Source organism: Arthrobacter sp. SDR-2R (assembly GCF_057747955.1).
Map to the genome: position 1 here is coordinate 3,793,502 of NZ_CM173231.1, position 21,655 is coordinate 3,815,156.

Annotated in this window: 22 protein-coding genes; 15 read left to right on the forward strand and 7 right to left on the reverse strand. The window is 65.2% G+C overall.

The window, feature by feature from the left end:
- Positions 1–60: 60 nt before the first annotated feature.
- From AC3ANU_RS17500 to AC3ANU_RS17510, 3 genes are read right to left on the reverse strand one after another with little or no spacing between them, the layout of a single operon-like run.
- The gene (locus AC3ANU_RS17500; RefSeq protein WP_488314966.1) at positions 61–846 is read right to left on the reverse strand and encodes a carbon-nitrogen hydrolase family protein; all 786 of its coding nucleotides are present in this window, start codon (positions 844–846) and stop codon (positions 61–63) included.
- A gap of 42 nt (positions 847–888) precedes the next feature.
- Positions 889–2,238, reverse strand: coding sequence for an APC family permease (locus AC3ANU_RS17505; RefSeq protein WP_488314967.1), 1,350 nt, complete (start codon positions 2,236–2,238; stop codon positions 889–891).
- A 9-nt stretch (positions 2,239–2,247) separates the two neighbouring features.
- Positions 2,248–3,126 carry a carbon-nitrogen hydrolase family protein gene (locus AC3ANU_RS17510; protein WP_488314968.1) on the reverse strand — a complete coding sequence of 293 codons (879 nt, stop codon included), beginning with the start codon at positions 3,124–3,126 and terminating at the stop codon, positions 2,248–2,250.
- Between the two features lie 96 nt (positions 3,127–3,222).
- On the opposite strand from AC3ANU_RS17510, the gene AC3ANU_RS17515 reads away from it, so the two are divergent.
- The 8 genes from AC3ANU_RS17515 (at position 3,223) to AC3ANU_RS17550 (ending at position 10,182) form a co-directional block, all read left to right on the forward strand.
- On the forward strand, positions 3,223–3,990 hold the full coding sequence (locus AC3ANU_RS17515) for a FadR/GntR family transcriptional regulator (protein WP_488314969.1): 768 nt from the start codon (positions 3,223–3,225) through the stop codon (positions 3,988–3,990).
- 349 nt (positions 3,991–4,339) lie between these two features.
- Positions 4,340–5,254: an Ltp family lipoprotein gene (locus tag AC3ANU_RS17520; RefSeq protein ID WP_251424340.1), complete on the forward strand. Its 915-nt coding sequence runs from the start codon at positions 4,340–4,342 to the stop codon at positions 5,252–5,254.
- A gap of 118 nt (positions 5,255–5,372) precedes the next feature.
- Positions 5,373–5,804, forward strand: coding sequence for a hypothetical protein (locus AC3ANU_RS17525; protein ID WP_377086508.1), 432 nt, complete (start codon positions 5,373–5,375; stop codon positions 5,802–5,804).
- Between the two features lie 404 nt (positions 5,805–6,208).
- Positions 6,209–7,387 carry an ROK family protein gene (locus tag AC3ANU_RS17530; RefSeq protein WP_488314970.1) on the forward strand — a complete coding sequence of 393 codons (1,179 nt, stop codon included), beginning with the start codon at positions 6,209–6,211 and terminating at the stop codon, positions 7,385–7,387.
- A gap of 113 nt (positions 7,388–7,500) precedes the next feature.
- Entirely contained in the window at positions 7,501–7,959 is a 459-nt protein-coding gene (locus AC3ANU_RS17535) for a PTS sugar transporter subunit IIA (RefSeq protein WP_370460405.1), read from the forward strand.
- 40 nt (positions 7,960–7,999) lie between these two features.
- Positions 8,000–8,272, forward strand: a complete 273-nt coding sequence (locus tag AC3ANU_RS17540) for a PTS sugar transporter subunit IIB (protein WP_174175731.1) — start codon at positions 8,000–8,002, stop codon at positions 8,270–8,272.
- Between the two features lie 75 nt (positions 8,273–8,347).
- A complete protein-coding gene (ulaA, locus tag AC3ANU_RS17545) occupies positions 8,348–9,841 on the forward strand; it encodes a PTS ascorbate transporter subunit IIC (protein WP_488314971.1) in 1,494 nt (497 codons plus the stop codon).
- Between the two features lie 56 nt (positions 9,842–9,897).
- A complete protein-coding gene (locus AC3ANU_RS17550; protein ID WP_174175735.1) occupies positions 9,898–10,182 on the forward strand; it encodes an HPr family phosphocarrier protein in 285 nt (94 codons plus the stop codon).
- Between the two features lie 164 nt (positions 10,183–10,346).
- On the opposite strand, the gene AC3ANU_RS17555 is transcribed toward AC3ANU_RS17550, so the two are convergent.
- Together AC3ANU_RS17555 and hisC are read right to left on the reverse strand one after the other, a co-directional pair.
- Positions 10,347–11,759 carry an amino acid permease gene (locus AC3ANU_RS17555; protein ID WP_488314972.1) on the reverse strand — a complete coding sequence of 471 codons (1,413 nt, stop codon included), beginning with the start codon at positions 11,757–11,759 and terminating at the stop codon, positions 10,347–10,349.
- Positions 11,760–11,801: 42 nt separating this feature from the next.
- Positions 11,802–12,899: a histidinol-phosphate transaminase gene (gene hisC, locus AC3ANU_RS17560; RefSeq protein WP_488314973.1), complete on the reverse strand. Its 1,098-nt coding sequence runs from the start codon at positions 12,897–12,899 to the stop codon at positions 11,802–11,804.
- A 93-nt stretch (positions 12,900–12,992) separates the two neighbouring features.
- On the opposite strand from hisC, the gene AC3ANU_RS17565 reads away from it, so the two are divergent.
- From AC3ANU_RS17565 to AC3ANU_RS17585, 5 genes are all read left to right on the forward strand, one after another.
- The gene (locus AC3ANU_RS17565) at positions 12,993–13,496 is read left to right on the forward strand and encodes an Lrp/AsnC family transcriptional regulator (protein WP_188813887.1); all 504 of its coding nucleotides are present in this window, start codon (positions 12,993–12,995) and stop codon (positions 13,494–13,496) included.
- Positions 13,497–13,615: 119 nt separating this feature from the next.
- Complete coding sequence (locus tag AC3ANU_RS17570; protein ID WP_488314974.1) at positions 13,616–15,274, forward strand: thiamine pyrophosphate-binding protein; 1,659 nt, start codon at positions 13,616–13,618, stop codon at positions 15,272–15,274.
- Between the two features lie 63 nt (positions 15,275–15,337).
- Positions 15,338–16,087: an SDR family oxidoreductase gene (locus AC3ANU_RS17575; RefSeq protein WP_488314975.1), complete on the forward strand. Its 750-nt coding sequence runs from the start codon at positions 15,338–15,340 to the stop codon at positions 16,085–16,087.
- An 84-nt stretch (positions 16,088–16,171) separates the two neighbouring features.
- Entirely contained in the window at positions 16,172–16,927 is a 756-nt protein-coding gene (locus AC3ANU_RS17580; RefSeq protein ID WP_488314976.1) for a hypothetical protein, read from the forward strand.
- A 58-nt stretch (positions 16,928–16,985) separates the two neighbouring features.
- Complete coding sequence (locus tag AC3ANU_RS17585) at positions 16,986–18,545, forward strand: HD domain-containing phosphohydrolase (protein WP_488315991.1); 1,560 nt, start codon at positions 16,986–16,988, stop codon at positions 18,543–18,545.
- Between the two features lie 45 nt (positions 18,546–18,590).
- On the opposite strand, the gene AC3ANU_RS17590 is transcribed toward AC3ANU_RS17585, so the two are convergent.
- The gene (locus AC3ANU_RS17590; protein ID WP_488315992.1) at positions 18,591–19,664 is read right to left on the reverse strand and encodes a methyltransferase; all 1,074 of its coding nucleotides are present in this window, start codon (positions 19,662–19,664) and stop codon (positions 18,591–18,593) included.
- A 353-nt stretch (positions 19,665–20,017) separates the two neighbouring features.
- On the opposite strand from AC3ANU_RS17590, the gene AC3ANU_RS17595 reads away from it, so the two are divergent.
- Together AC3ANU_RS17595 and AC3ANU_RS17600 are read left to right on the forward strand one after the other, a co-directional pair.
- A complete protein-coding gene (locus tag AC3ANU_RS17595; protein ID WP_488314977.1) occupies positions 20,018–20,434 on the forward strand; it encodes an SRPBCC family protein in 417 nt (138 codons plus the stop codon).
- Complete coding sequence (locus AC3ANU_RS17600) at positions 20,434–20,907, forward strand: MarR family winged helix-turn-helix transcriptional regulator (protein ID WP_488314978.1); 474 nt, start codon at positions 20,434–20,436, stop codon at positions 20,905–20,907. The genes AC3ANU_RS17595 and AC3ANU_RS17600 overlap by 1 nt, the downstream gene beginning before the upstream one ends.
- A 61-nt stretch (positions 20,908–20,968) precedes the next feature.
- Here AC3ANU_RS17600 and AC3ANU_RS17605 read toward each other — a convergent pair whose 3' ends face one another.
- A complete protein-coding gene (locus tag AC3ANU_RS17605) occupies positions 20,969–21,370 on the reverse strand; it encodes a hypothetical protein (RefSeq protein ID WP_488314979.1) in 402 nt (133 codons plus the stop codon).
- Positions 21,371–21,655 lie beyond the last annotated feature (285 nt).

The window sequence follows — 21,655 nt, forward strand, 5'->3', positions numbered from 1 at the left end:
CACGGGCCCCTTTTTCAGCTACGACACGGAATCAATTCCCCACCAAACACGAAGAGCCCGTTACAGCCGCCGCTGCCGGAACATCGGAAACGACTCCCGCACCCGCTCCACCGTCTCAAGCGAGACTTCCACCGCCCGCACACCGGGCTCCAACCCCAAGTCCGCTTCAACAACCCCCATCGGGTCCACCAGCACGCTCCGCCCAACCGACACCGGCGGCGCCTGGCACACCCCCGCCACGTACACGCTGTTCTCAATAGCCCGCGCCGCGTTCAGCGCCAGCCACTGTTCCGTCTCGTGTTCGCCCGGCACCCAGGAGGAGCAGACCAGCAGGACCTGCGCGCCGGCGTCGGCCAATGACCTTGCCAGCTCCGGGAACCGCAGGTCGTAGCAGGTCATCAGCCCGAACCGCACTCCCCCGTACTCGAACACCACCGGCTCGGTCGACGGGCCCGGCTTGATGAACTCGGACTCCCCGAAGCCCTGCGCGTCGAAAAGGTGGATCTTCCGGTAGGAAGCCAGCCGGCCGCCGTCGGGCCCGAAAGCCACCAGCGTGTTGTACGCCCTGCCCGGCTCATCCGAGGTTTCCACCACGCCCGCCACCAGCGCGATGCGGTGGCGGCGGGCAATGCCAGCGAGCTCCCGGCAGATCGGACCGTCGAGCGGCTCGGCCACCGCGGGAAACGTCGCGTCCACCTTTTTCTTCTCGTAGGTGGCGTACTCCGGGAAGGCGACCAGCGATGCGCCGTCGTGCGCTGCCTCGGCGGCGAACCGGTCGATCGCGGCGAGGTTCGCCTGGATGTCGGCGCCCGACTCCAGCTGCCCCAGCGCTATCCTCACGAACATTCCTTCCCTCGGCCCACCGGCCACCCTACAAACGAAACGGACTCACGCGGCTGCCTCGACCGTCGCCTTCTCCGTGGCAGCCATCTCCGGCGGCGCGGCCTTGAACCCGCGGGTGATCAGGGCCAGAACCAGGACGCCCAGCACCAGCCAGGACAGTCCCAGCGTAACGGCGTTGCTGTCCAGCTGGGAGAGCAGGTAGGCGCAGATGATGGCACCGATCACCGGGACCACCACGTAGGACACCGGGTTCAGCTGCTGCCCGGTCCGGCGCTGGCGCACATAGTGGAACACCACCGAGGCGTTCACCAGCGTGAAGGCGGTGAAGGCACCAAAGTTGATGAACGACGTCGACGTGGCCACGTCCAGGAAGATCGCGATCAGGCCCACGACGCCGGTGATCACCAAGTTCGCCACCGGGGTGTGGAACTTTTCGCTCAGCCGGCCGAAGACCGCCCTGGGCAGGACGGAGTCGCGGCCCATCGCGTACAGCAAGCGGGAGGCGCTGGCCTGCGCGGCGAGGCCGGAGGCGAACTGCGCCACCACCAGTCCGGCCAGGAACACGGCGCCGAACAGCTGCCCGCCGATCTGCAGGGCGATGGAGCTGGCCGCCGATGCCGAGTCCTCGAACAGACCGCCGGGGTGAACCAGCTGGGTCACGTAGGACACCGCCACGAAGATGCCGCCGCCGATCAGGGCCACGAGCATGATGGCGCGCGGCACGGTCCGGCGCGGGTTGATGGTTTCCTCGGTGAGGGTGGTGACGGCGTCGAACCCCAGGAACGAGTACGCGGCGATGGCCGCGCCGGCGGAGATGGTGGTGAAGCTGGCGGTGTCGTTGAAGAACGGCTGGCCGCTGGCCAGTCCCCCGGCGCCGTTGGCGGACACCACGCTGCCGATGGCCAGCGCCACAAAGAACACCAGGACCAGCAGCTGGAACGCCATCAGCACGTAGTTGGCCTTGTCCGCCACCTTGATGCCCAGGATGTTCAGCAGCGTGGTGACCACGATGAAGCCCACGATCCAGACGCCGATGGGGATGCCGGGAAACTGCGCGCTGAGGTAGGAGCCGCCGATGAGCCAGATGACCATGGGCAGGAACAGGTAGTCGAGCAGGACGGCCCAGCCCACCAGGAACCCGACGCGGGAGTCGATGGAGCGGCGGACGTAGGTGTAGGCGGAGCCGGCCACGGGGTAGGCGACGGCCATCCGGCCGTAGCTGTGCGCAGTGAACAGCATGGCCACGAGCGCCACGAGGTATGCGGCGGGCGCGGCGCCGCCGGTGGTTTCGGCGATGATGCCGAAGATCCCCAGGACGATGATCGGGGTCAGGTACGCCAGCCCGAATAGGACCAGCGAGGGCAGTTTCAGCGTGCGGGTGAGGGTGGTTGTCACGGTGTTTCCTTAGGGCTTGTAGGACGGCGGCGTCCAGGTGGCCGGGTTGATCCGGCCTTGGTAGACGGAAAGTTCGACGGCGGGCTCCCCCTCGCGGAACTGCGACCAGGGGCGGTTGAGGTTCTCCGTGCCATGCGTGCGGACGCGGTCGACGGCGGGAAGGTCCAGTTCCGCGGTGAGCAGTTGGGGTTGGTCGTCTGTTGCTTCTGTGAGGGTGTTGCCTTCCGGGTCCACGATGATGCTTTTGCCCTGGCCGGTGGGGCCGGCGCAGTTGACGCTGACCATGAAGACCTGGTTCACGATGGCGTTGGCCTTGGCGAGGATCAGTTCCTGTTTGCGGTCCGGGGTGGTGGTTTTGACCACGTTGAGGATCACCTCGGCGCCCATCCAGGCGAGCTGGCGGGACACCTCCGGGTACCAGGCGTCGTAGCAGATGTTCAGGCCCACCGTGCCGATGCCGGGCAGGTCCACGGTGGTGAACCGGTCGCCGGGATCGTAGGGCTCGAACGGGCGCCAGGGGAAGATCTTCCGGTAGTAGCCGGCGAGCTCCCCTTCCGGGGACAGGACCAGCTGGGTGTTGAACAGCTGGCCTTCGGGACCGCGTTCGCAGACGCTGCCGGGGAAGAGCCAGATGTTGAGGTCTTTGGCGAGCTGTTTCAGCTCTTTGACCCGGGGTCCGTCAAGGGGCTCGGCGCTCGCCTGGAGCATTTCGGTGCGCTGCAGGTCCGGGTCTTCATCGCCGAACAGGTGGAGCTCGGGGAAGACCACCAGCTTGCTGTGCGGCTGGGCTTCGAGGGCTTCTTTGACCTCATCGGCGAAGGCCGAGACGGGTTCGCCGATGAGCCGGGGCCTTGCTTGGGCTGCGACGAGGGGAAGGATGCGTTGCATGGGTTTTTCTCCGCTGTGGGGTGTGATCCGGGTTATATTAGATCAGAATGATCCAATAAAGGGAAGGGGGCTGGTGTGGGCCGTAAAGTAGCGGATATGACCGATCAGCTGGAGGACACCGCCGAGCCCGCGCGCCTAGGTTCCGGCAGGATGTCCGGGATGGAACGTCGCAGTGCCATGGATGCCGTGCGAATGCGGATCGGGATGGCGATTTCGCTCGGGCTGCTGAAGCCGGGTGAGCGGCTGCCGGACCAGGAGGACGTTGCTTTGGGTCTCTCGGTCAGCCCGATCACGGCGCGGCGAGCTTTGGCGAGCCTGGCGGAGCAGGGCGTGGTAGTGCGACGGCGCGGACGGGCCGGCGGAACCTTCGTGGCCGATGCGCCGCCTACGGATGTTCTGGCGGAACTTTCGGCTTCCCCGGCTGAATCCCAGGCGGTGAACCGGCTGGTGGACCGAAGGCTGCTGTTCGAATGCGCGGTGACGCACTATGCGGCCGTCAACGCCTCGCCGGAGCAGCTGGATGAGTTGGAGCGGCTGACTCGTGAGATGGCCGAGGCGACCGACTGGTCCTACTACCACCGGATGGACGAGCAGTTCCATCAACTGGTGGGTACTGCGTCATGCCTGGACTCCGCCGTCGAGGTTTATCACGAGACCCTCGCCGAGCTCTACGACTACTTCATCCCCTACCCCATCGAGAAGCTGCACACGTCCAACCAGGATCACATCGCGCTTGTGGCAGCCCTCCGTGCCGGCCGTGTTGAGGAAGCTGTGGAGGTCTCCCGGAAGCACGTGGACATCCTGCACCGGACGATGTTTATGGGACTAGCTCAGGGCGAACCCTCAGCCACGATCTCGGACTGATAGTGGCTGCGATGGCTAGTATCAGTCGGCTATCGACGTACGAATTTCCAACCAGGGCTTGGAATGAGGGCCCAAAAAAAGCATCAATAAATCGTCAAGATTCGCGACTAACAATCAGGATTCGCGCAGTTTTCTCCCAGAAACCAAAAAGGCGGCATTTTCTCAGATCTAATGAAATGACTTTGACGCTATTGGGGGAAGCGAAAATGTTGTTTCTGTCGGCTGGCTCGGTGTACCGCTTCTGCGGTCCACGCTCCACGCTGGATTTCCTCCATGTGTGTCCATCACTGCACCCAACCCCGCACGCTTTTTATCGCACGTCGGTCAGGTGTCCTATGGAAGGACTCTCATGAGCCAGCAACCCTATACCGCCCCCTATCCTCCGAACTACGGCTATGGTCTACCACCGGTAAGCAACAAGTCGTTCCTGGTGACCTGGCTGCTCTCGTTGCTCCTTGGTGTCTTCGGTGTTGACCGCTTCTACCTTGGCAAGGTGGGAACCGGCATCCTGAAGCTCGTCACCTTTGGTGGGCTTGGCATCTGGGCCTTGATTGACCTCATCTTGGTGCTTGCCAACAAGACCCGCGACAAGCAGGGGCTGCCGCTGGAAGGTTATGACAGGCATAAGAAGGTAGCCCTCATCGTCACCGGCGTTGTCTTTCTCCTCAGCATCGTCGTCAACTCGGCCCGCGCGGGCTCTGCACCCTCGTCAGCGCCCGTCGTCTCCACTCCCAAGGTCGCCACTGCAGCTCAGACCGCGTCTGCCACTCCAGCTCCCACAAAGGACCCCGCTGTTGCAGCGGCCGAAGCTGAGGCCGCTGCGAAAGCGAAGGCTGAGGCTGATGCAACGGCTAAGGCAAAAGCCGAAGCCGACGCTGCCGCCAAAGCGGAGGCAGATGCAGCGGCCAAGGCAAAAGCCGAAGCCGACGCTGCCGCCAAGGCCCAGGCTGAGGCTGAAGCCGCTGCCAAGAGGGGGACGGTCAGTCAGCAGAACGCTCTGCGTAAAGCTGCTGATTATCTCGACTACACCGCTTTCTCGCGCACGGGCTTGATTGAGCAGCTGGTGTACGAAAAGTATTCGGCCGAGGACTCTACCTGGGCAGTGGACCGCGTAACGGTTGACTGGAACGAGCAGGCGGCCAAGAAAGCCAAAGACTACCTCGACTACACCTCCTTCTCTCGCAGCGGCTTGGTCGAACAACTGCTTTACGAGGGTTTCACCCCTGAGCAGGCCGAATATGGAGTGAGCACCACCGGACTCTAGCTGGTCCAAAGACAATCCGTCCCATCGCGGCGCCGCGAAGAGGCTTCGGTGCCGAACTGGACAGCGAGCCGCAACGGGGCATCCAGATTTGCCAATACATTACGAGGGGAAATTAGGTTTGAAACTCACGACAACACTGGCCAGCGGCGCGCTCCTGTGCTTGGCCCTTTCGAGCTGCGCGGGATCACCGCAAGCAGCTCCGACCGTCACCCACACCGTAACTCAAACGGCCACGGCAACCGTCACTGCAACGGCAACAGTGACGGCGACCGCCACGGTCACCGCCGAACCTGTTGCTCCTGCCGTTGTGGCGGCCCCGGCACCGGCTCCTGCTGCACCAGCGACCGCCGTTATCCCGGCCAACGCCGCCGGAATGAATGCGGAAGCACTCGACGATGAATTGACCGCGCTTGGCTTCAAAAAGATCGTCTATAACTCTGACACCGGAAAGACCGTGCTGTTGCTCAGCAACTGGACAGTTACTGGAATCGACAACGCAGGAGCGGAACAAGCCGTCGATAAGGCAGTGGTAGTGCACGTAACCAAATAGCTCTGTCTCACGAAGGGGCGCGCCCGGCCAAAGCCGGATGCGCCCCTTCGTGGGCTCTGAACCCGCAACCGGGCCAACTCTACGACTACTTCATCCCCTAACCCATCGAGAAGCCCCACAAGTCCAACCAGCACCGCATCGCCCTCGGCACCGGCGATGTCCATGACGCTCGCTCCCGACCAGCCTCCGCCGTCGTACTTCCCGCCGTAAGGCGTGCTGCTGCCGACATGTCCCGCCTACCGCCTTCCATGCAGATACCACCACGGAAGAATGCCGCTCTCCGTGCACAGGCACGGCCCCCAGACTACGGCCAGGTGTCCCGGGTCACGATAGACTTTCGGTTACTAGTATGCATAAACGGAATCCGCTCGTATTCCTGCGTGGCGACCAAACGAGAGGTTGGAATGGCACAATCACTTTCGACAGGATCGGGCGTTGTCCTGGACCTGATCAGGTCCGGCCAGGCAACAACAAGGAATGACCTTCTGGAGCGGCTGGGGTGGTCGCGTATCACCCTTGCCCGGCGGCTTGAAGAGCTACTGAACGCCTCCATCATCATGAGCGTAGGTCAACTGGACTCCCGCGGCGGACGCCCACCCGAAACATTCGCGGTCAAGCCGGATTCCGGCGTGCTTCTGGCCCTTGATATCAGCGGCTCACACAGCATGGTGGCCATCACGGACCTGGTCTCCACCATCCTCAGCGTTGACGAGGCAGACATCGGGCCAAGCCAGGGGCCTGCTGAGATTTTCGAATGGGCAGGCCAGGTTTTCGACCACATGCTGCTCCGCCTGGGGAAGACCAGGGCTGACGTCGTGGGGATCGGAGTCGGCGTCCCCGGGCCCGTGGATGTCACAACCGGGTGTCTGGCATCACCGCAAGTCGATAAGCAATGGGACGGCGTGGCTGTCCGCGACTACTTCGCAAGCAGATATGGACATGCCGTCCTGGCAGTTGACCGGGACGTAAACACCATGGCCCTGGCGGAAGCAAGGCGGGGCAGGGTGGGATACCGGGACATCGTGGGCGTGAAAGCCGGCATCGGAATCGGGCTGGGGTTTGTGCTGGACGGGGCCGTGTACCGCGGCGCGCGCGGAGGAGCCGGCGACCTGAGCCGGCCCCGAATCGGTGGCGGCCGCCTCCAACGGCTCGAAACCGTAGCCAGCGGAGCGGTGATACGCGCCGAACTTGTGGCCCGCGGCTACAAAGTCAGGACAGGAGCGGACATTGTTGAGCTCGCGAACAACGGGGACCACCGAACCCTGACCCTCCTGGAGGAAACGGGAACCGCCCTTGGCCAGACGCTGGCCGACATCGTTGGACTGATCAATCCCGAGGCGGTCATTATCGGCGGAAGTCTCGCCGCAGCGGGCGAACCCTTCCTCACACCCATCCGCGAGGCTATCTTCGCCGGTGCGCGTGAATTCGCCACCCGGGAGCTCGTCGTCGAACGCTCCGGCCTTGGAGATGTGGCCGGCCTGACCGGAGCATCGCTGCTTGCGCAGGACACACTCTTCGCGCCCGACAGGATCAGCCGGCTTACCCACAGCGGAGCCAACTCTCTTGTCCTGGCATCCGGCTAGGAAGACCCGCCAACGAAAATACTTTGGTCTACTAATAGACTTAAGCCACCAATCCTTGCTACGGTGATATACCTCACATCGTCGTGATGTGATCCGTTACCTGAAGGATCCCCGTGGCTTTAAACCTCGCTGAAGAACTCTCGTCCATCGCCACCAATGTCGCCGCTTCCGACTGGAGGGAAGCCATCCGCTGTGCCGGAGATGGCCTGGTGGCAGGCGGAGTCACAACAGAGGACTACACCGAACAGATGATCGAGGCCGTCGAAGAGCACGGCCCCTACATCGTCATCGCCCCCGGAGTCGCCCTCGCCCACGCACGCCCCTCCGAATCCGTCAAAAAGGGAGGGCTCAGCTGGGTCAGCTTGGCCTCCCCTGTGGAGTTCGGGCACAAATCCAACGACCCCGTCTCCCTGGTCATCGGCCTGGCAGCCCTTGACCACACTGCCCACATCGAAGTCCTCAGGGCGGTCGCCGGAATCCTTTCGAATCCGGCGACCCGCAGTGGCCTTGACGCCGCGGCGAGTCCGGAAGAAGTTCGCTCCCTCCTGGCACGCGCCGCCTCACCGAAATAAGCAACTCCAACATCACCCCTGAATTGAAAGGCAACGAACCATGAAGATCGTCGCTGTATGTGGAATGGGCATTGGGACATCAGTGCTCTTGAAAATGAACGCAGAAAAGGTTCTCCAGGATCTCGGCATCGACGCCGATATTGAGGCCGCTGACATTGGGGTGGCCCGCGGTGCCGCCCAAACGGCGGACGTCGTGCTGACTTCCGAGGAGCTCGCACCTGAAATTGGCGACGTCCCCGCAGAAGTCATCGTTATCGAGAACTTCTTTGACCTCGATGAAATCCACAAGAAACTATCTGCCGCTGTCCGATAGTCACTGCCGGTGGTTCCGCCACCTGCAAGAACACAAGACCAATCAACTTTTCAGCAATAAGGGAGTGCCTACGGCATGGACTGGCTCGTAGTAGTACTGAATTTCATAGGGCAGCAAATTCTCAATGTGCCCGCGTACCTGATCGGCATCATCACCGCAGCAGGCCTGATCGCATTGCGGCGCAACTCGGGCCAGGTCATCGGAGGTGCGCTCAAGGCAACCTTGGGCTTCTTCATCCTTGGCGTGGGCGCCACCGTCGTCACCGGATCACTTGATCCCCTCGGTCAACTGATCCTCACCGTTACCGGCGCCCAGGGTGTCATCCCGACGAACGAGGTCATTACTGCAATGGCCCAGGAACAGTTCGGCGCCCAGAGCGCATACGTCCTGACCCTTGGCTTCCTCATCATGCTGGTACTGGCGCGCATCACTCCGTTGAAGTACGTCTTCCTGACAGGTCACCACATGGTGTTCATGGCCACCATGCTCACCGTGATCCTGTCCGTTGGCCTGGGAGAAGGCCTTGACTGGCTGGTGGTTCTCCTCGGAGCTGTCCTGCTGGGCGTGATCATGGTGGTCATGCCAGCATTCCTCCACCCGTGGACAAAGAAGATCACCGGCAATGACACCATCGCAATCGGCCACTTCGGTTCTTTGGGTTACATCGCAGCGGGCGCAGTCGGACAGGCCGCGGGCAAGCGCAGCAAGTCAGCCGAAGACATCCAGTTTCCCCAGGGGCTGAAGTTCCTCCGCGACTCCATGGTGGCCACGTCGCTGTCCATGGTCCTCATTTACATGGTTTTCGCCATCTGGGGTCTGATCGCCCTTCCGCTTTCCGAAGCGCTGGCAATCTTTGACGCCCCTGACGCGGGAGCCTTCATCATGGCGGGCTTCGAACAGGCGCTGCTGTTCGGCGTCGGTGTGGCCGTCATCCTCTATGGCGTCCGGACTGTTTTGGGCGAGCTCGTTCCGGCCTTCCAGGGCATTGCAGCCAAGGTGGTCCCAGGAGCCAAAGCGGCCCTAGATATCCCCATCGTTTTCCCGTTCGGCGCCAACGCCGTGCTCATCGGCTTCCTGAGCTCCTTCACCGGCGGCCTGATCGCCCTCGGCATTCTTGCTCTCTGGCTGAACCCCGCCTTCGGCCTGGCCCTGATCCTTCCCGGAATGGTGCCGCACTTCTTCACCGGCGGCGGAGCCGGCGTGTACGGCAACGCAACCGGCGGGCGCCGGGGAGCCATGCTCGGCGGCTTCGTGAACGGCATTATCATCACCATCCTGCCCGCCGTCCTGTTGCTCGTCCTAGGACAGTTCGGGCTCGCAAACAGCACCTTCGGTGACGCCGACTTCGGTTGGTTCGGCACCCTCATTGGCGTCAGCCTGAGCGGCGGCCCCGCACTCGGCGCCGTGCTTTCCATCCTTATCGCCACCGTCCTTGTTGCAGCCGCCATCGTCTTCCAACGGCGGGTTGTGGATACCGGATGGGTCCCCGGCGCGAGGCGTGATGCCTGGCTCGCCGAAGCCAAGGAAACCGAAAAGAGCGAGGCCGAACAAAAGAGTCCCGCCGCATAGCGGCACTTTCCCGGCCGTCCCCGCTAACCCACCCGAACTCCGAAACAAGGAATCAAATGCCCGAACGTACCGCAACGATCGCCAGCCGCGTGGGCCTCCACGCACGCCCCGCATCAGTTTTCGCTGAAGCGGTCAGCCAACTCGGCCTGGAGGTAACCATTGCCGCCGAAGATGCGAGCCCCGACGAAGCACTCGATGCGGCCAGCATCCTCTCTCTGATGAGCCTCGGCGCTTCCTGCGGCGACGTCGTCGTACTTCGTGCTGATGGGCCTGGATCGGATCAGGCCCTCAATCGCTTGGTTGCGCTTTTGGAGACGGACCTCGACGCAGAAGCGCACTAACCAGGACTGCGCTTCCAGGGGTGGCATGCACACGGTGCATGCCACCCCTGATGCTTTCCCCACGCTCCTGGAACGATGCCCGCATCCACACCGGAGGGCGCGTCCAGCAAACCGGACGCGCCCTTCGTATGCTCTGAACCCGAAAAGGGTTTGCGGCGGCCAGTTCAGTCGACAAGCACCGGCTGCTTGTCATCATCTGTAGATTCGACCCGCGCCCGGGCGTCCCGCTTGCGGTGGTTCATCCAGTTAGCCACCGCCAGAAGCGCAACGAGTCCGAAAGTGCTCAGGAGCTGCGGGCGGGAGTCCTCGCCGATGAAGCCCACCGTGAAGATCGCCGCGAGGATGAGCAGGCCGAACCCTGTGAGCCACGGGAAGCCGGGCATCCGCAGGGGAAGTTCCGTTCCCTCACGGTCGGCGCGGAGGCGCAGCGCGAGCTGGGCCAGAAGCGCGGACGTCCACACCAGCAGGCAGGTGGAGCCCACGATGTTCAGCAGGACGCCAAGGACCATCTCGGGGAACGCCAGCTCCAGCACCACCGTGACAACGCCGAAGGCAACGCTGGCCAGGACTGCGACCACCGGGACGCGTGCCTTGGATACCGCAGCGAGCAGCCGTGGTGCTTCGCCCCGCTCCGCGAGGGAGTACGCCATCCGGGAGGCGCCGTAGAGGTTGGCGTTGAGCGCTGAGAGCAGTGCGGCGACGGCTACCAGCGTGATGGCAGTTGCCGCGCCGGGCATGCCGGCGGCGTCCAGCACCGCGGCAAACGGGCTCTTCAGCCCCTCGGAACCAACCGGAACCACGGCCGCGATGATGAAGATGGCACCGATGTAGAACACCAGGATGCGCCACAGCACGGTGCGCACTGCCTTCTTCACGCTCCGGGCCGGCTCAGCTGTCTCAGCTGCAGCCACGGACACAATCTCGGTGCCGCCAAACGCGAACGCCACCACGAACAGTGCCGTGGCAATCCCGGCAAAACCGCTCGGCGCGAAGCCCTCGCCCATGAAGTTGGACAGGCCCGGCGACTGCACGCCCGGTACCAAGCCGAAGAGCAGTGCGAAGCCCACCAGCAGGAACGCCACGATGGCCGCCACCTTCAGCAATGCGAACCAGAACTCGAACTCGCCGAAGTTTTTCACACTGGTGAGGTTCACGGCGGTGAGCACCACGATGAATACGAAGGCCATCAGCCATACCGGCAGCGCGGGGAAGATGGTGGCCAGCAGGCCTGCCGCACCGAGGGCTTCGGCGGCGATGACCACCACGAGCTGGATCCACCAGAGCCAGCCCACAGTGGCGCCGGCCACCGGCCCGTAAGCCTTGGCGGTGTAGACGGAGAAGGCACCGCTGTCCGGATTGGCCGCAGCCATCTCGCCAAGTGCCCACATCACCAGAATGATGAGCGCGCCCGCCACGAGGTAGGAGATCAGTACGGCCGGGCCGGCGGCCTGGATGCCGGCGCCGGAGCCGATGAAGAGGCCCGCGCCGATGGCGCTGCCCAGTCCCATCATGGTGAGCTGGCGGGGTTTGAGGGCCGCGCCGAGGGCGCGGGCAGACGTCTTTGTCTGTTGTTCCATGGGGATTCCTCTTAGTTGTTGGTAACTGTTGGGGAGAAAAGTTCAGGCCGCGTGGGCTGCCAGGATCCGGAGCACGCGGTCGTTGGAGGCGGCATCGGCAACGGTGATCCGCACGCCGTCGCCCTGGTACGCCCGGACCATGATGCCCGCGCCATTGAACGCCTCCACCAGCGTCGCCAGGAGGGTTTCATCGGCACGGATCCACAGGAAGTTGCCCTGGCTTGGCTGCAGCGTCCAGCCCTGGGCTTCCAGCTCCGCGGCCATCCGGATCCGCTCCTCCTTGACGGCGGCCACCCGCGCTGCCATCTCCTCCCCCGCGTCCAAGGACGCGATGGCCGCCTTCTGCGCCAGCGCGCTCACCGAGAAGGGCAGGGCGGTCCGGCGCAACCCCTCAGCGATGGCCGGCGCCGCCACGGCGTATCCCACCCGCAAACCGGCGAGCCCGAACGCCTTGGAGAAGGTGCGCAGGATGCACACGTTCGGGTACCGGCGGTAGAGCGCCAGGGAATCGGGGCCGCTGCCAGCGTCGGCGTATTCCACATAGGCCTCGTCAATCACCACGAGGATGTCCGACCGGACAGCGCCCAGGAAGGCCTCGATGCGGTCGTGGCTGATCGGCACGCCGGTGGGATTGTTGGGGGTGCAGAGCAGGATGACCTTGGTCCGCTCGGTGACAGCCGCGGCCATGGCACTGAGGTCGTGGCCCTCAAGGTGGTCCAGCGGGATGCGGACCGGCCGGGCGCCCGCCAGCTCCACCAGGATGGGGTAGGCCTCGAAAGAACGCCACGCGAAAATCACTTCGTCCCCGGCGTCGCACAGTCCGGTGATGATTTGCTGGAGGACGCCCACGCTGCCGGGCCCCACCGCCACCTCATTGGGAGTGACGCCCAGGTGCCGGGCAATCCGTTCGCGGAGTTCGACGGCGGCCATGTCCGGGTAGCGGTTCATCTTGCCCGCCGCCTCGGCCACCGCAGTGATGGCTGCGGGCAGCGGCTCGTAATGGCTTTCGTTGCTGGCGAGGGCTGCAATGTCCGCGCCGGCGCTGCGCCGGCCCGGGACGTAGGACGGAAGGCCGGTGACGGCGCCACGAAGGGTGGGCAGCGCGGCGGCGGGAGCGGCCAAGAGTTGTTCAGCGGTCATGAGGACTGACTATGGAAGTGACCCGGCCCACATTGCAAGATACGCTCTAGCCATTGGGACTTCTGCTCAACTTCTAGTAACTGTGGTGAAAATATGACCATCGCGAACTCTCGCACCCTTGATTCGCTCGACGGCCGCATCATCCTTGCCCTCGACAAGGATCCCGAAGCCAGCGCCCTGGCACTCTCCCGGACACTCGGCGTCGCACGCAACACGGTCCACGCCCGGCTGGCGCGGCTAGAACGCAGCGGCGCGCTCCGCTCCTTCAGCCGGAGGCTTGACCCCGCCGCACTGGGCTACGAGCTGATGGCCTTCCTCTCGCTGGAAATCAGCCAGACGCGGTTCGGCTCGGTGGAAAGCGGGCTCGCCGCCATCCCGGAGGTCATCGAGGTCCACGCCACCACCGGGGACGCCGACCTCATGGCCAAGGTAGTGGCCCGCGGCACCGCCGACCTCTACCGCATCACCAACCAGATCCTGGAGATCGACGGGATCCAGCGGACCAGCACCGCCATCTCCGTCATGGAACTCATGCCACCCCGTTACGACGGCCTCATCAGCCGGCTGTCCGAGCAGGAATCACGCACGTCGGAGTAAGCGCGGGTGACGTGCACCACGTTTGGGCATTTTTTCACTTCTCCCGCCTGCGGCTGCCAAAAGTACCAACAGAATTTACCGGTATTGCAAATCTGAGATGCAGGCCACACGCTTCCTGCATGACTACTCTCACCGTCTCCGGCCGCGTGGCGCAGGTTCTCAGCAGCTATGTCAGCGACGTCTTCGGCGTCATGGGCAACGGCAACGTCTACTTCCTTGACGCCGCGGAGAAGCAGGGCCTCCGCTTCACCGCCGTCCGGCATGAAGGCGCCGCGATCGCCGCGGCCGACGCCTACTACCGCGCGTCGGGACGCCTCGCCGCGGGCACCACCACCTACGGCCCCGGCTACACCAACGCGCTCACCGCCCTCGCGGAGGCCGTCCAGGCGCAGATCCCCGTGGTGCTGGTCACCGGCGACGCCCCCACCAGCGGTGCCCGGCCGCAGGACGTGGACCAGGCGGCCATCGCCGCGGGCCTGGGCGCGGCCACCTTCACCGTCACCCGCGACGCCGCCGGCGCCGTCACCCGGCAGGCGGTGGAGTACGCACTCACCCGGCGCACCGCCGTCGTGCTTGCCATCCCCTACGACCTCGCGGCTCTCGAGGCTGCGGACGAGGAGCTTCCCGAGACGCACGCACCGAAGGTGACGGACGACGTCGACGGCGGCCTTGGGCAGGCAGCCCGCCTGCTCGCCGGTGCCAGGCGCCCGCTGATCCTGGCCGGCCGCGGTGCGCACCTCGCCGGTGCCGGCCCGGAACTCCGCGAACTCGCCGACCGGCTCGGCGCACTGACCGCCGGAACCGCCCTGGCGCTCAACCTCCTCAATGGCGAGGGGTACTTGGGCGTGGCCGGCGGATTCGGCACCGACACCGCGGCCGGGCTCATGGGCGAGGCCGACGTGGTCCTGGTGGCCGGGGCCAGCCTGAGCCCGTTCACCATGCGGTTCGGGCACCTGCTGGGCCCGGACAGCACCGTCATCCAGATCGACACCGCGCTGCAGCCGACCAACCCGCGGGTGGATGTGTTTGTCCAGGCGGACGCTAAGGCTGCTGCCTCGCGGCTCTTGTCTCTGGTTGAGGATGAGGCTGCTGCCGGTGCGTGGCGGGCCGAAGCTGTCCGACGTCTTGCTGCCGGACCGGGTCATTCTGCTGGGTCCAGCGAGACTGCGGACGGCCGGCTCGACCCGCGGGCCTTGGCCGCCGCGCTGGATGCTGTACTGCCGGAGCGCCGCACGGTGGTGCAGGACGGCGGGCACTTCATCGGGTGGGCGCCGATGTACTGGAATATCCCGCGGCCGCAGGACCTGGTGATGGTGGGGACCGCCTTCCAGTCGATCGGGCTGGGACTGGCGAGCGCCGTCGGGGCAGCGCGTGCTGTGGAGGACGGCCGCACCCTGGTGCTGGCCTCGGGCGACGGCGGCTTCCTGATGGGCCTGTCCGACCTCGAGTCACTGATCGGTGCCGCCCGCAGCGCCATTGTGGTGATCTACAACGACGCCGCCTACGGCGCCGAGATCCACCAATACGGCTCGCAGGGCCTAACCCAGAAGCCGATGCTGATCCCGGAGGTGGACTTCAGCGGGGTGGCTCGGGCTTTGGGTGCCGAGTCCGCGGTCATCCGCTCACTGGATGACCTGTCGGCGCTGCAGGAGTGGATCGATGCCGGCGCGAAGGGAACCTTCGTGGCCGACTGCCGGATCACGTCCACCGTCCGCGCGCCGTGGCTGACCGAGTGGATGAACGCATCCCGGGCGACCAAGGCGGCTGTGGCGGGGTAAGACCTATCGGTAACGGAAGGCCCGCAGCCGTTTTTGTCAGTCATCCGTCATAGGATTCCTTGCATGAGGATTGCCGTTGCAGGGGGAACCGGGACAGTAGGCCGCCACGTGGTGGCCGTCGCCAGGGAGCGCGGGCACCACGTGGTCAGCCTCAGCCGCGCCGAAGGGGTGGACCTCATCACCGGGCGCGGCCTCGACCAGGCACTCCAGGACGTCGACACCGTTATCGACGTCTCCGGCATCCAGGCCTTGTCCACCAAGAAGGCCGTGGATTTCTTCACCAACGCCACCCAGAACCTGCTGGCGGCCGGGAAGAAGGTCGGCGTGAAGCACCATGTGGTGCTGTCCATCGTCGGCATCGATAAAGCCAACTCGGGACTGTACGCCGGGAAGCTGGTGCAGGAGGACGAAGTCAGGCACGGCGGCATTCCGTGGACCATCCTGCGGTCCACCCAATTCCACGAGTTCGTGCCGATGTCCATCAAGGCCGCCTCCGTGGGCCCGCTGGCCTTCGTGCCCACGATGGTCACCCAGCCGGTGGCGGCAAAGGAGGTGGCCGCGGCCCTGGTGGACGCGGCCGAGGCCGGTCCGAAAGGTCGGCTCCCGGACCTCGGCGGCCCCCGGACCGAACACCTGAAGGGCCTTGTCACGGCCTACCTGGCCAAGACGAAGCAGAAAAAGCGGATCGTTCCGCTCCGGGTGCCGGGCGCCATGGGCAAGGCAATGCGCAACGGCGGGCTGATCCCGGCGCCGGGTTCCGCCGTCGGACGCCAGACGTTCCTAGAATGGCTGGAAGCCATCGACGCCGCGTAAAAGCCGATGCTAAATGGGGCAACTGCCCCATGCCCCTGCTGCGGCCCGGTCATAGTCTCGCCTCATAGAGAAAAGGAGGCGGCCATGACCATCTACCAGCCGCAGTCATCAGCAGAGGCAACACCGAACGTTGCCGACCTTCCCGAGGACCCAGCGGAGCACTTCGCCGGCTACGCCGTCCTGGGGCTGCCTTTCACCAGCGGCCACTACCTGGCGTTCCGGGATTTCCCGGTGAGCTCCGTTGGCCCCGGCTACCGCTCCGTCTGGCACCGCACGCCCGGCGGCGAGTGGACCATCTACGCCAATACCGCACCGGAGTTCAGCTGCGCCCGCTACTTCGGGGCGGCCGTCCACCATACGGTGGAGACCGACGTCGATATCCAGTGGAGCGGGCCCTTCACCGCCGTGATCACGGTCCCGGGAGTCCTCGACTGGGACCTGCAGCTGGGCACCTCCGCGGCCACCACAATGCTGACCGCCATGGCCGTGCGGATGCCGGAAAGCCTGTGGCGGAACGAGCTGGTGCTCCGGGCCATGGGGGCATTCGCCGGCCCGCTGCTCGGCGCGGGCAGGATGAAAGTATCAGGCGTTGTGCCCAATGGCCAGACGTTCCAGGCCCAGCCGCGGCAGCTGTGGCTCGTGACGGATTCCCAGGCCACCATCCGGGATGAGGATGCCGGAGTTCCGGGCCCACTGCCGGTCCAGGACCACCTGGCGGACTTCTGGCTTCCGCAGCGTGGACTGTTCGGAGCGCAGGTGGGCGTCAGGTTCCCGTCCACCGCACGATCCGCCGGACCAGGCCCCGTCCAGGCACGGACCGGGAAGAACCAGACGGCATAACAGCCGCACGCGTGGTCCCTACTGCCGTGGCTGGCGGCTTCCTAGAATGGCAGGTGTGATGCAGTCATCGGCTGCGCCCCGGCGCAGCGAAGTCCTGGCCGCGCTGTCGCTCGCCATTGACCTGGGGCTTGGGCAGCCGATGGAGCACATGCTGCGTGCGTCCCTGCTGGCGTTGCGGATCGCCGGGGCGGCGGGCGTGGACGACGCCGGCCAGGGCAGGATCTACTACGCCAACCAGCTGGCCTGGATCGGCTGCCACGCGGATTCCTTTGAACTCGCCGCGCTGTTCACGGACGATATCGCCTTCCGTGCCGACTATTACCGCCGCGACCAGCACGGCCTGCCCATGTACGCCGGCATGTTCAGCCACGCCGGCGCCGGCCTCCCGCCGCTGGCCCGCGTTGCCCGCTGGACGCGTTTCGCGGCGACCGGCAGCGGCGCGGTACGGACCATGATTGCCTCGCACTGCGTCTCCGCCGGGGTGCTGGCCAGCAGTGTAGGGCTCGACGACGGCGTGGCAGGTCTGCTCACCCACACCTTTGAGCGGTGGGACGGCAAGGGCCTGCCGGAGGGGGTGGCGGGGCCGGACATTCCATTGGAGATGCGGATCATGCACCTGGCGGATACGGCCGAGGTCTTCCTGCGGAGGGAAGGAGTGGCAGGCGCGGTGGCCATGGTGCGGGCACGCCGCGGCAGCCAGTTCGATCCCGCACTGGCCGGCCTGTTCATCGACCAGGCCCAGGCACTCACCGAAGGGCTCCTCGACGTCGACTGCTGGCAGGCGGCCCTTGACCTGGCGCCCACTGATGCTCCCCTGTCGGGCAGCCAACTGGATGTGGTGCTGCGCGCCATCGGCGACTTCGCGGACCTCAAGTCCCCCTACACGGCCGGACACTCCCGCGCGGTGGCGGCCCTGGCGGCCGCCGCGGGCGAGGAGCATGGGCTGCCGGCGGACGACGTCACGGAGCTCCGCCGCGCAGGCTGGGTGCACGACCTGGGCCGCCTGGGGGTATCCAACCAGGTGTGGGACAAGAAGGAGCCCCTCTCCGGGCTGGAGCTGGAACGTATCCGCATGCATCCGTACCTGGGCGAACGGATCCTCAGCCGCGTTCCCGGGCTGAAGGGCGAGGCGGCCCTCACCGGCTCACACCACGAGCGGCTGGACGGGTCCGGCTATCCACGAGGGATCGGCGGAAACGAGCTGGGGATAAAGCAGCGGATCCTGGCGGCAGCTGACTCTTACCATGCCTCCGTGGAGCCACGCCCGCACCGGCCCGCTCTGACGCCGGTCGATGCGGCCGCCAGGCTGCGGCAGGAAGTTTCGGCCGGGAGGCTCGCCGCCGGAGCAGTGGAGGCCGTGCTGGTGGCGGCCGGCCAGCAGCCCCGCCGTTCGCATGCCGCCGCGGCTGGGCTCACCCCGCGGGAAGTGGAAATCCTCGGCATGCTCTGCCGCGGCATGACTCCGGCCGAGATCGCCAGCGCTCTGTTTCTCGCCCGGAAGACCGTCCGCAACCACGTGGAGCACATCTACACCAAGATCGGTGCAACCAACCGGGTGGGGGCCACCTTGTTCGCGATCAGGAACGGCCTGACCGATTACGGGACGGCACCCAATTAGCGCCGGGCCGCGCAGTGCCCGCCTCGTGGGGCCCATCCCTTGGTGCTAGCGGGTGACAAGCCGCCACAATGATGTGACCTCGGCCGAGCGCGCCGCGAACAGGGGATCTTCGCGGTCCGAAGCTTTCGGATGCGTTGGCTTGGTGTCGAGCCGCTCCGTCACCTTCAGCCCGGCGGCTTCGACGGCGGCGAGCAGGTCCTCGCGCGAGCGGAGGCCGAGGTGCTCGGCCAGGTCGGACAGGACCAGCCAGCCCTCACCGCCCGGCTCCAGATGGCCGGGGAGTTCGGTCAGGAAGCGGAACAGCATCCTGCTCCCAGGGTCGTAGACGGCGCTGTCCAGGCTGGAATGCGGCGTGGCCGGAATCCAGGGCGGGTTGCACACGATCAGCGGTGCCCGTCCGGGCGGGAACATGTCGGTCAGGACGGCCTCGGCGCGGTCCTGGACCCCGAGGTTCCGGAAATTCTCCACGGCGCAGGCGATGGCACGTGGCTCGTTGTCGGTCGCGATCACGTGGCGGACGCCACGGCGCGCAAGGACGGCGGCGAGCACGCCGGTTCCGGTTCCCACGTCGAACGCGAGCGTGTCGGAGGGCAGTGCGGCCGCCGCCACGAGATCCACGTACTCGCTGCGGGTGGGAAAGAACGTGCCGTAATGCGGGTGGATGCGGCCCTCCAGGGCCTCGACGTAGACACCATTCCGCCGCCACTCGTGGGCGCCGATTGCCCCGACAAGCTCATGCAGGGACACCACGGACGCTTCGCCAATGCCTCCGTACGCTTCCGCCGCGGCTTCGCGGATGTCCGGTGCGCGGCGCAGCGGCACCACCGGGCCCGGATCGAGGGGAATCAGCAGCAGGCCCAGGATGCGTGCCCGGTGTGAGGCGGACTGCCGGTGCCGGTAGAACTGCTCGGCAGGGGTTCCGGCGGTCTTCTTTCCGGTACCTATCCGGCGGTCCAGGGCGTTGAGGATCTGCCGGGCGTTGTGGAAGTCGCCGTGCCAGAGCATCGCGACCCCCTGTGACGCCATGCGGTGCGCGTCATCGGCCGTGAGGGAGTCGTCCACCACTTCGACGCGTGCCGGTGCCGGCCTGCCATTGGCCGTATGCCACCGCGCGGCCATGCCGGCGCCGGCCTCATTCCAGGTCACGTATCCATCCACCGCAGCAGCGCGCGAAGGTTTGGGGTCAGCGGGTGGGATTCCCGCGGGAGCTGGGGTGTGAGTAGGGATGAAGATCCATTCCAAGATATTGGGGGCAATCGGATCCTGACGATTGCAGTGGCGGTTCGACGACGTCCAAGGCGGCGGGCCAGGATTCCAGACCGACATCCGGCAGTAAACCGGGCTTGGTCGATGGGGCGCTGAAGCCCTTGAACCTACCGTGTCAGGATACAGGAGCGGCACGGGATGCCTCTGGACGGAAATAGTCTGCGCGTAGATAATCTTTATATAGATCATCTGTCGAGGAGGCCACCATGTGGGAATGCGAGAACAGCAACGAAACCAGTGCCACGCCTGAGTCCATCTGGCGGCTGTGGTCCGACGTCGAGAACTGGGGCGCCTGGAACGGGGAGATCGAGAAGATCGAGATCAACGGCCCGTTCGCCACGGGCTCGCAGATCCTGATGACGCCCCCGGGCGACGATCCGATCCCCCTGGTCATCGCCGAGGCAGTCGAAAACGAACGGTTCGTGGACGAGGCCCGCTTCGGCGACCTTCTCCTAAGGACCACCCACCGCATCGACACCATCAAACCCAACCGGAACCGGGTGGTGTACCGGATGGAGATCACCGGTGACGGCGCCGACGAAGCCGGCCCGCAGATTGGGCCCGGCATCACCGCCGACTGGCCCGAGACCATGGCCGCGCTGGTCAGGATGGCGGGCGGCTGATGCCCCTCAACCCCGGCGAAAGTCCCGGATTCCTGCTCTGGCACACGACGCTGCGCTGGCAGCGGGACATCGCGGCAGCACTCGCGCCGCTCGACCTCACCCACGTGCAGTTCGTGCTGCTCGCCTGCGCCTGGTGGCTCAACAACCAGGGTGAGCACCCGAACCAGCTCGCCCTGGCACGGCAGGCCGGCACCGACGTCAAAATGGCCTCCCAGGTCCTTCGCGCGCTGGAAGCCAAGGGACTCATCGAACGGGAAGTCGATCCGGCGGACACCCGGGCCAAACGGCTGCGCGTCACCGACGCCGGAGCCCAGCTGGCGCCACGCGCAATCGCCGCCGTCGAACTCGCCGACGCGCAGTTCTTCCAGCCTGTGCCCGTCGACGATGCTGTCTCCCTGCTCCGCCGCCTGGCCCGTCCCGAGTTTGGAGCGCCCACGACGGCGGCCAAGGAAAGCCGTTCCAAGCACACTTGATGAAGCCGCGGTTACTTCCTCTTCGTCAGGGCAGGTCCATGGTCAGGTCCCGCTGCAAAAATCAGGCATGCCAGGCGATTGCGTTTTGAACAAAGGCGGCAATGCGTTGTACCGAAGCATCACCGGATGGATGGCCGGCTGAATAAGTAGCAGCCGCTTCCCGGACACAGCCGTCCAGTTCCGGCCAGGAGATCCAACAAAAAACCTCCGGTAGGCGGGCCATCAACTCGGATTCAGACGGAAGGGATACGTCGGCGACACGTTCCAGCACGGGACCGAGGAAGCGGCCTACGGCTTCGGCTAGCTCAAGTTGGCCAAGGCCTTTGACCCGAATCGGCGGGGCTGCACCCAAAAGAAAAAGCACAGGAGCAGCGGGCCCGGTTTTGGACATTAGGGTGATGTATTCGCGCGCCAATTGTTCGGGCTGAAAACTGCCGTACCTGATGCGTTTGGCTTCAACCAATGTGTACGTGCTTGGAGTCTCAAAGATTGCGTCCGGCTGGACTGTCAATTGGGCTTTGCCGCCACCCGCACCGAAAGGGCAAAGGTGCTACTCCCGGAACTTAATTCCGGGATGGCTTTTGACGATCCATGGCACGGGCCTTGAATTTCCCGGAGGTGTCACTCGTGAGAGGCTTGGAGAAACTCACATTGGGGGACACTGTGGATATTGCCTGGATGCTGTTGAATGCGGCGGTAATGGTTGTGCCTGTGGCACTTGGCGCAACTCTTTTGTATTGGATCATCC

Excerpts from the sequence above, each read along its gene's own strand:
- AC3ANU_RS17595 (WP_488314977.1), top strand. The coding sequence starts at position 20,018 with ATGTGGGAATGCGAGAACAGCAACGAAACCAGTGCCACGCCTGAGTCC.
- AC3ANU_RS17530 (WP_488314970.1), top strand. The coding sequence starts at position 6,209 with ATGGCACAATCACTTTCGACAGGATCGGGCGTTGTCCTGGACCTGATC.
- hisC (WP_488314973.1), bottom strand. The coding sequence starts at position 12,899 with ATGACCGCTGAACAACTCTTGGCCGCTCCCGCCGCCGCGCTGCCCACC.
- AC3ANU_RS17550 (WP_174175735.1), top strand. The coding sequence starts at position 9,898 with ATGCCCGAACGTACCGCAACGATCGCCAGCCGCGTGGGCCTCCACGCA.
- AC3ANU_RS17565 (WP_188813887.1), top strand. The coding sequence starts at position 12,993 with ATGACCATCGCGAACTCTCGCACCCTTGATTCGCTCGACGGCCGCATC.
- AC3ANU_RS17515 (WP_488314969.1), top strand. The coding sequence starts at position 3,223 with ATGACCGATCAGCTGGAGGACACCGCCGAGCCCGCGCGCCTAGGTTCC.
- AC3ANU_RS17555 (WP_488314972.1), bottom strand. The coding sequence starts at position 11,759 with ATGGAACAACAGACAAAGACGTCTGCCCGCGCCCTCGGCGCGGCCCTC.
- AC3ANU_RS17520 (WP_251424340.1), top strand. The coding sequence starts at position 4,340 with ATGAGCCAGCAACCCTATACCGCCCCCTATCCTCCGAACTACGGCTAT.
- AC3ANU_RS17580 (WP_488314976.1), top strand. The coding sequence starts at position 16,172 with ATGACCATCTACCAGCCGCAGTCATCAGCAGAGGCAACACCGAACGTT.
- AC3ANU_RS17540 (WP_174175731.1), top strand. The coding sequence starts at position 8,000 with ATGAAGATCGTCGCTGTATGTGGAATGGGCATTGGGACATCAGTGCTC.
- AC3ANU_RS17590 (WP_488315992.1), bottom strand. The coding sequence starts at position 19,664 with ATGGCCGCGCGGTGGCATACGGCCAATGGCAGGCCGGCACCGGCACGC.
- AC3ANU_RS17600 (WP_488314978.1), top strand. The coding sequence starts at position 20,434 with ATGCCCCTCAACCCCGGCGAAAGTCCCGGATTCCTGCTCTGGCACACG.
- AC3ANU_RS17570 (WP_488314974.1), top strand. The coding sequence starts at position 13,616 with ATGACTACTCTCACCGTCTCCGGCCGCGTGGCGCAGGTTCTCAGCAGC.
- AC3ANU_RS17585 (WP_488315991.1), top strand. The coding sequence starts at position 16,986 with ATGCAGTCATCGGCTGCGCCCCGGCGCAGCGAAGTCCTGGCCGCGCTG.
- AC3ANU_RS17575 (WP_488314975.1), top strand. The coding sequence starts at position 15,338 with ATGAGGATTGCCGTTGCAGGGGGAACCGGGACAGTAGGCCGCCACGTG.
- AC3ANU_RS17510 (WP_488314968.1), bottom strand. The coding sequence starts at position 3,126 with ATGCAACGCATCCTTCCCCTCGTCGCAGCCCAAGCAAGGCCCCGGCTC.
- AC3ANU_RS17500 (WP_488314966.1), bottom strand. The coding sequence starts at position 846 with ATGTTCGTGAGGATAGCGCTGGGGCAGCTGGAGTCGGGCGCCGACATC.
- ulaA (WP_488314971.1), top strand. The coding sequence starts at position 8,348 with ATGGACTGGCTCGTAGTAGTACTGAATTTCATAGGGCAGCAAATTCTC.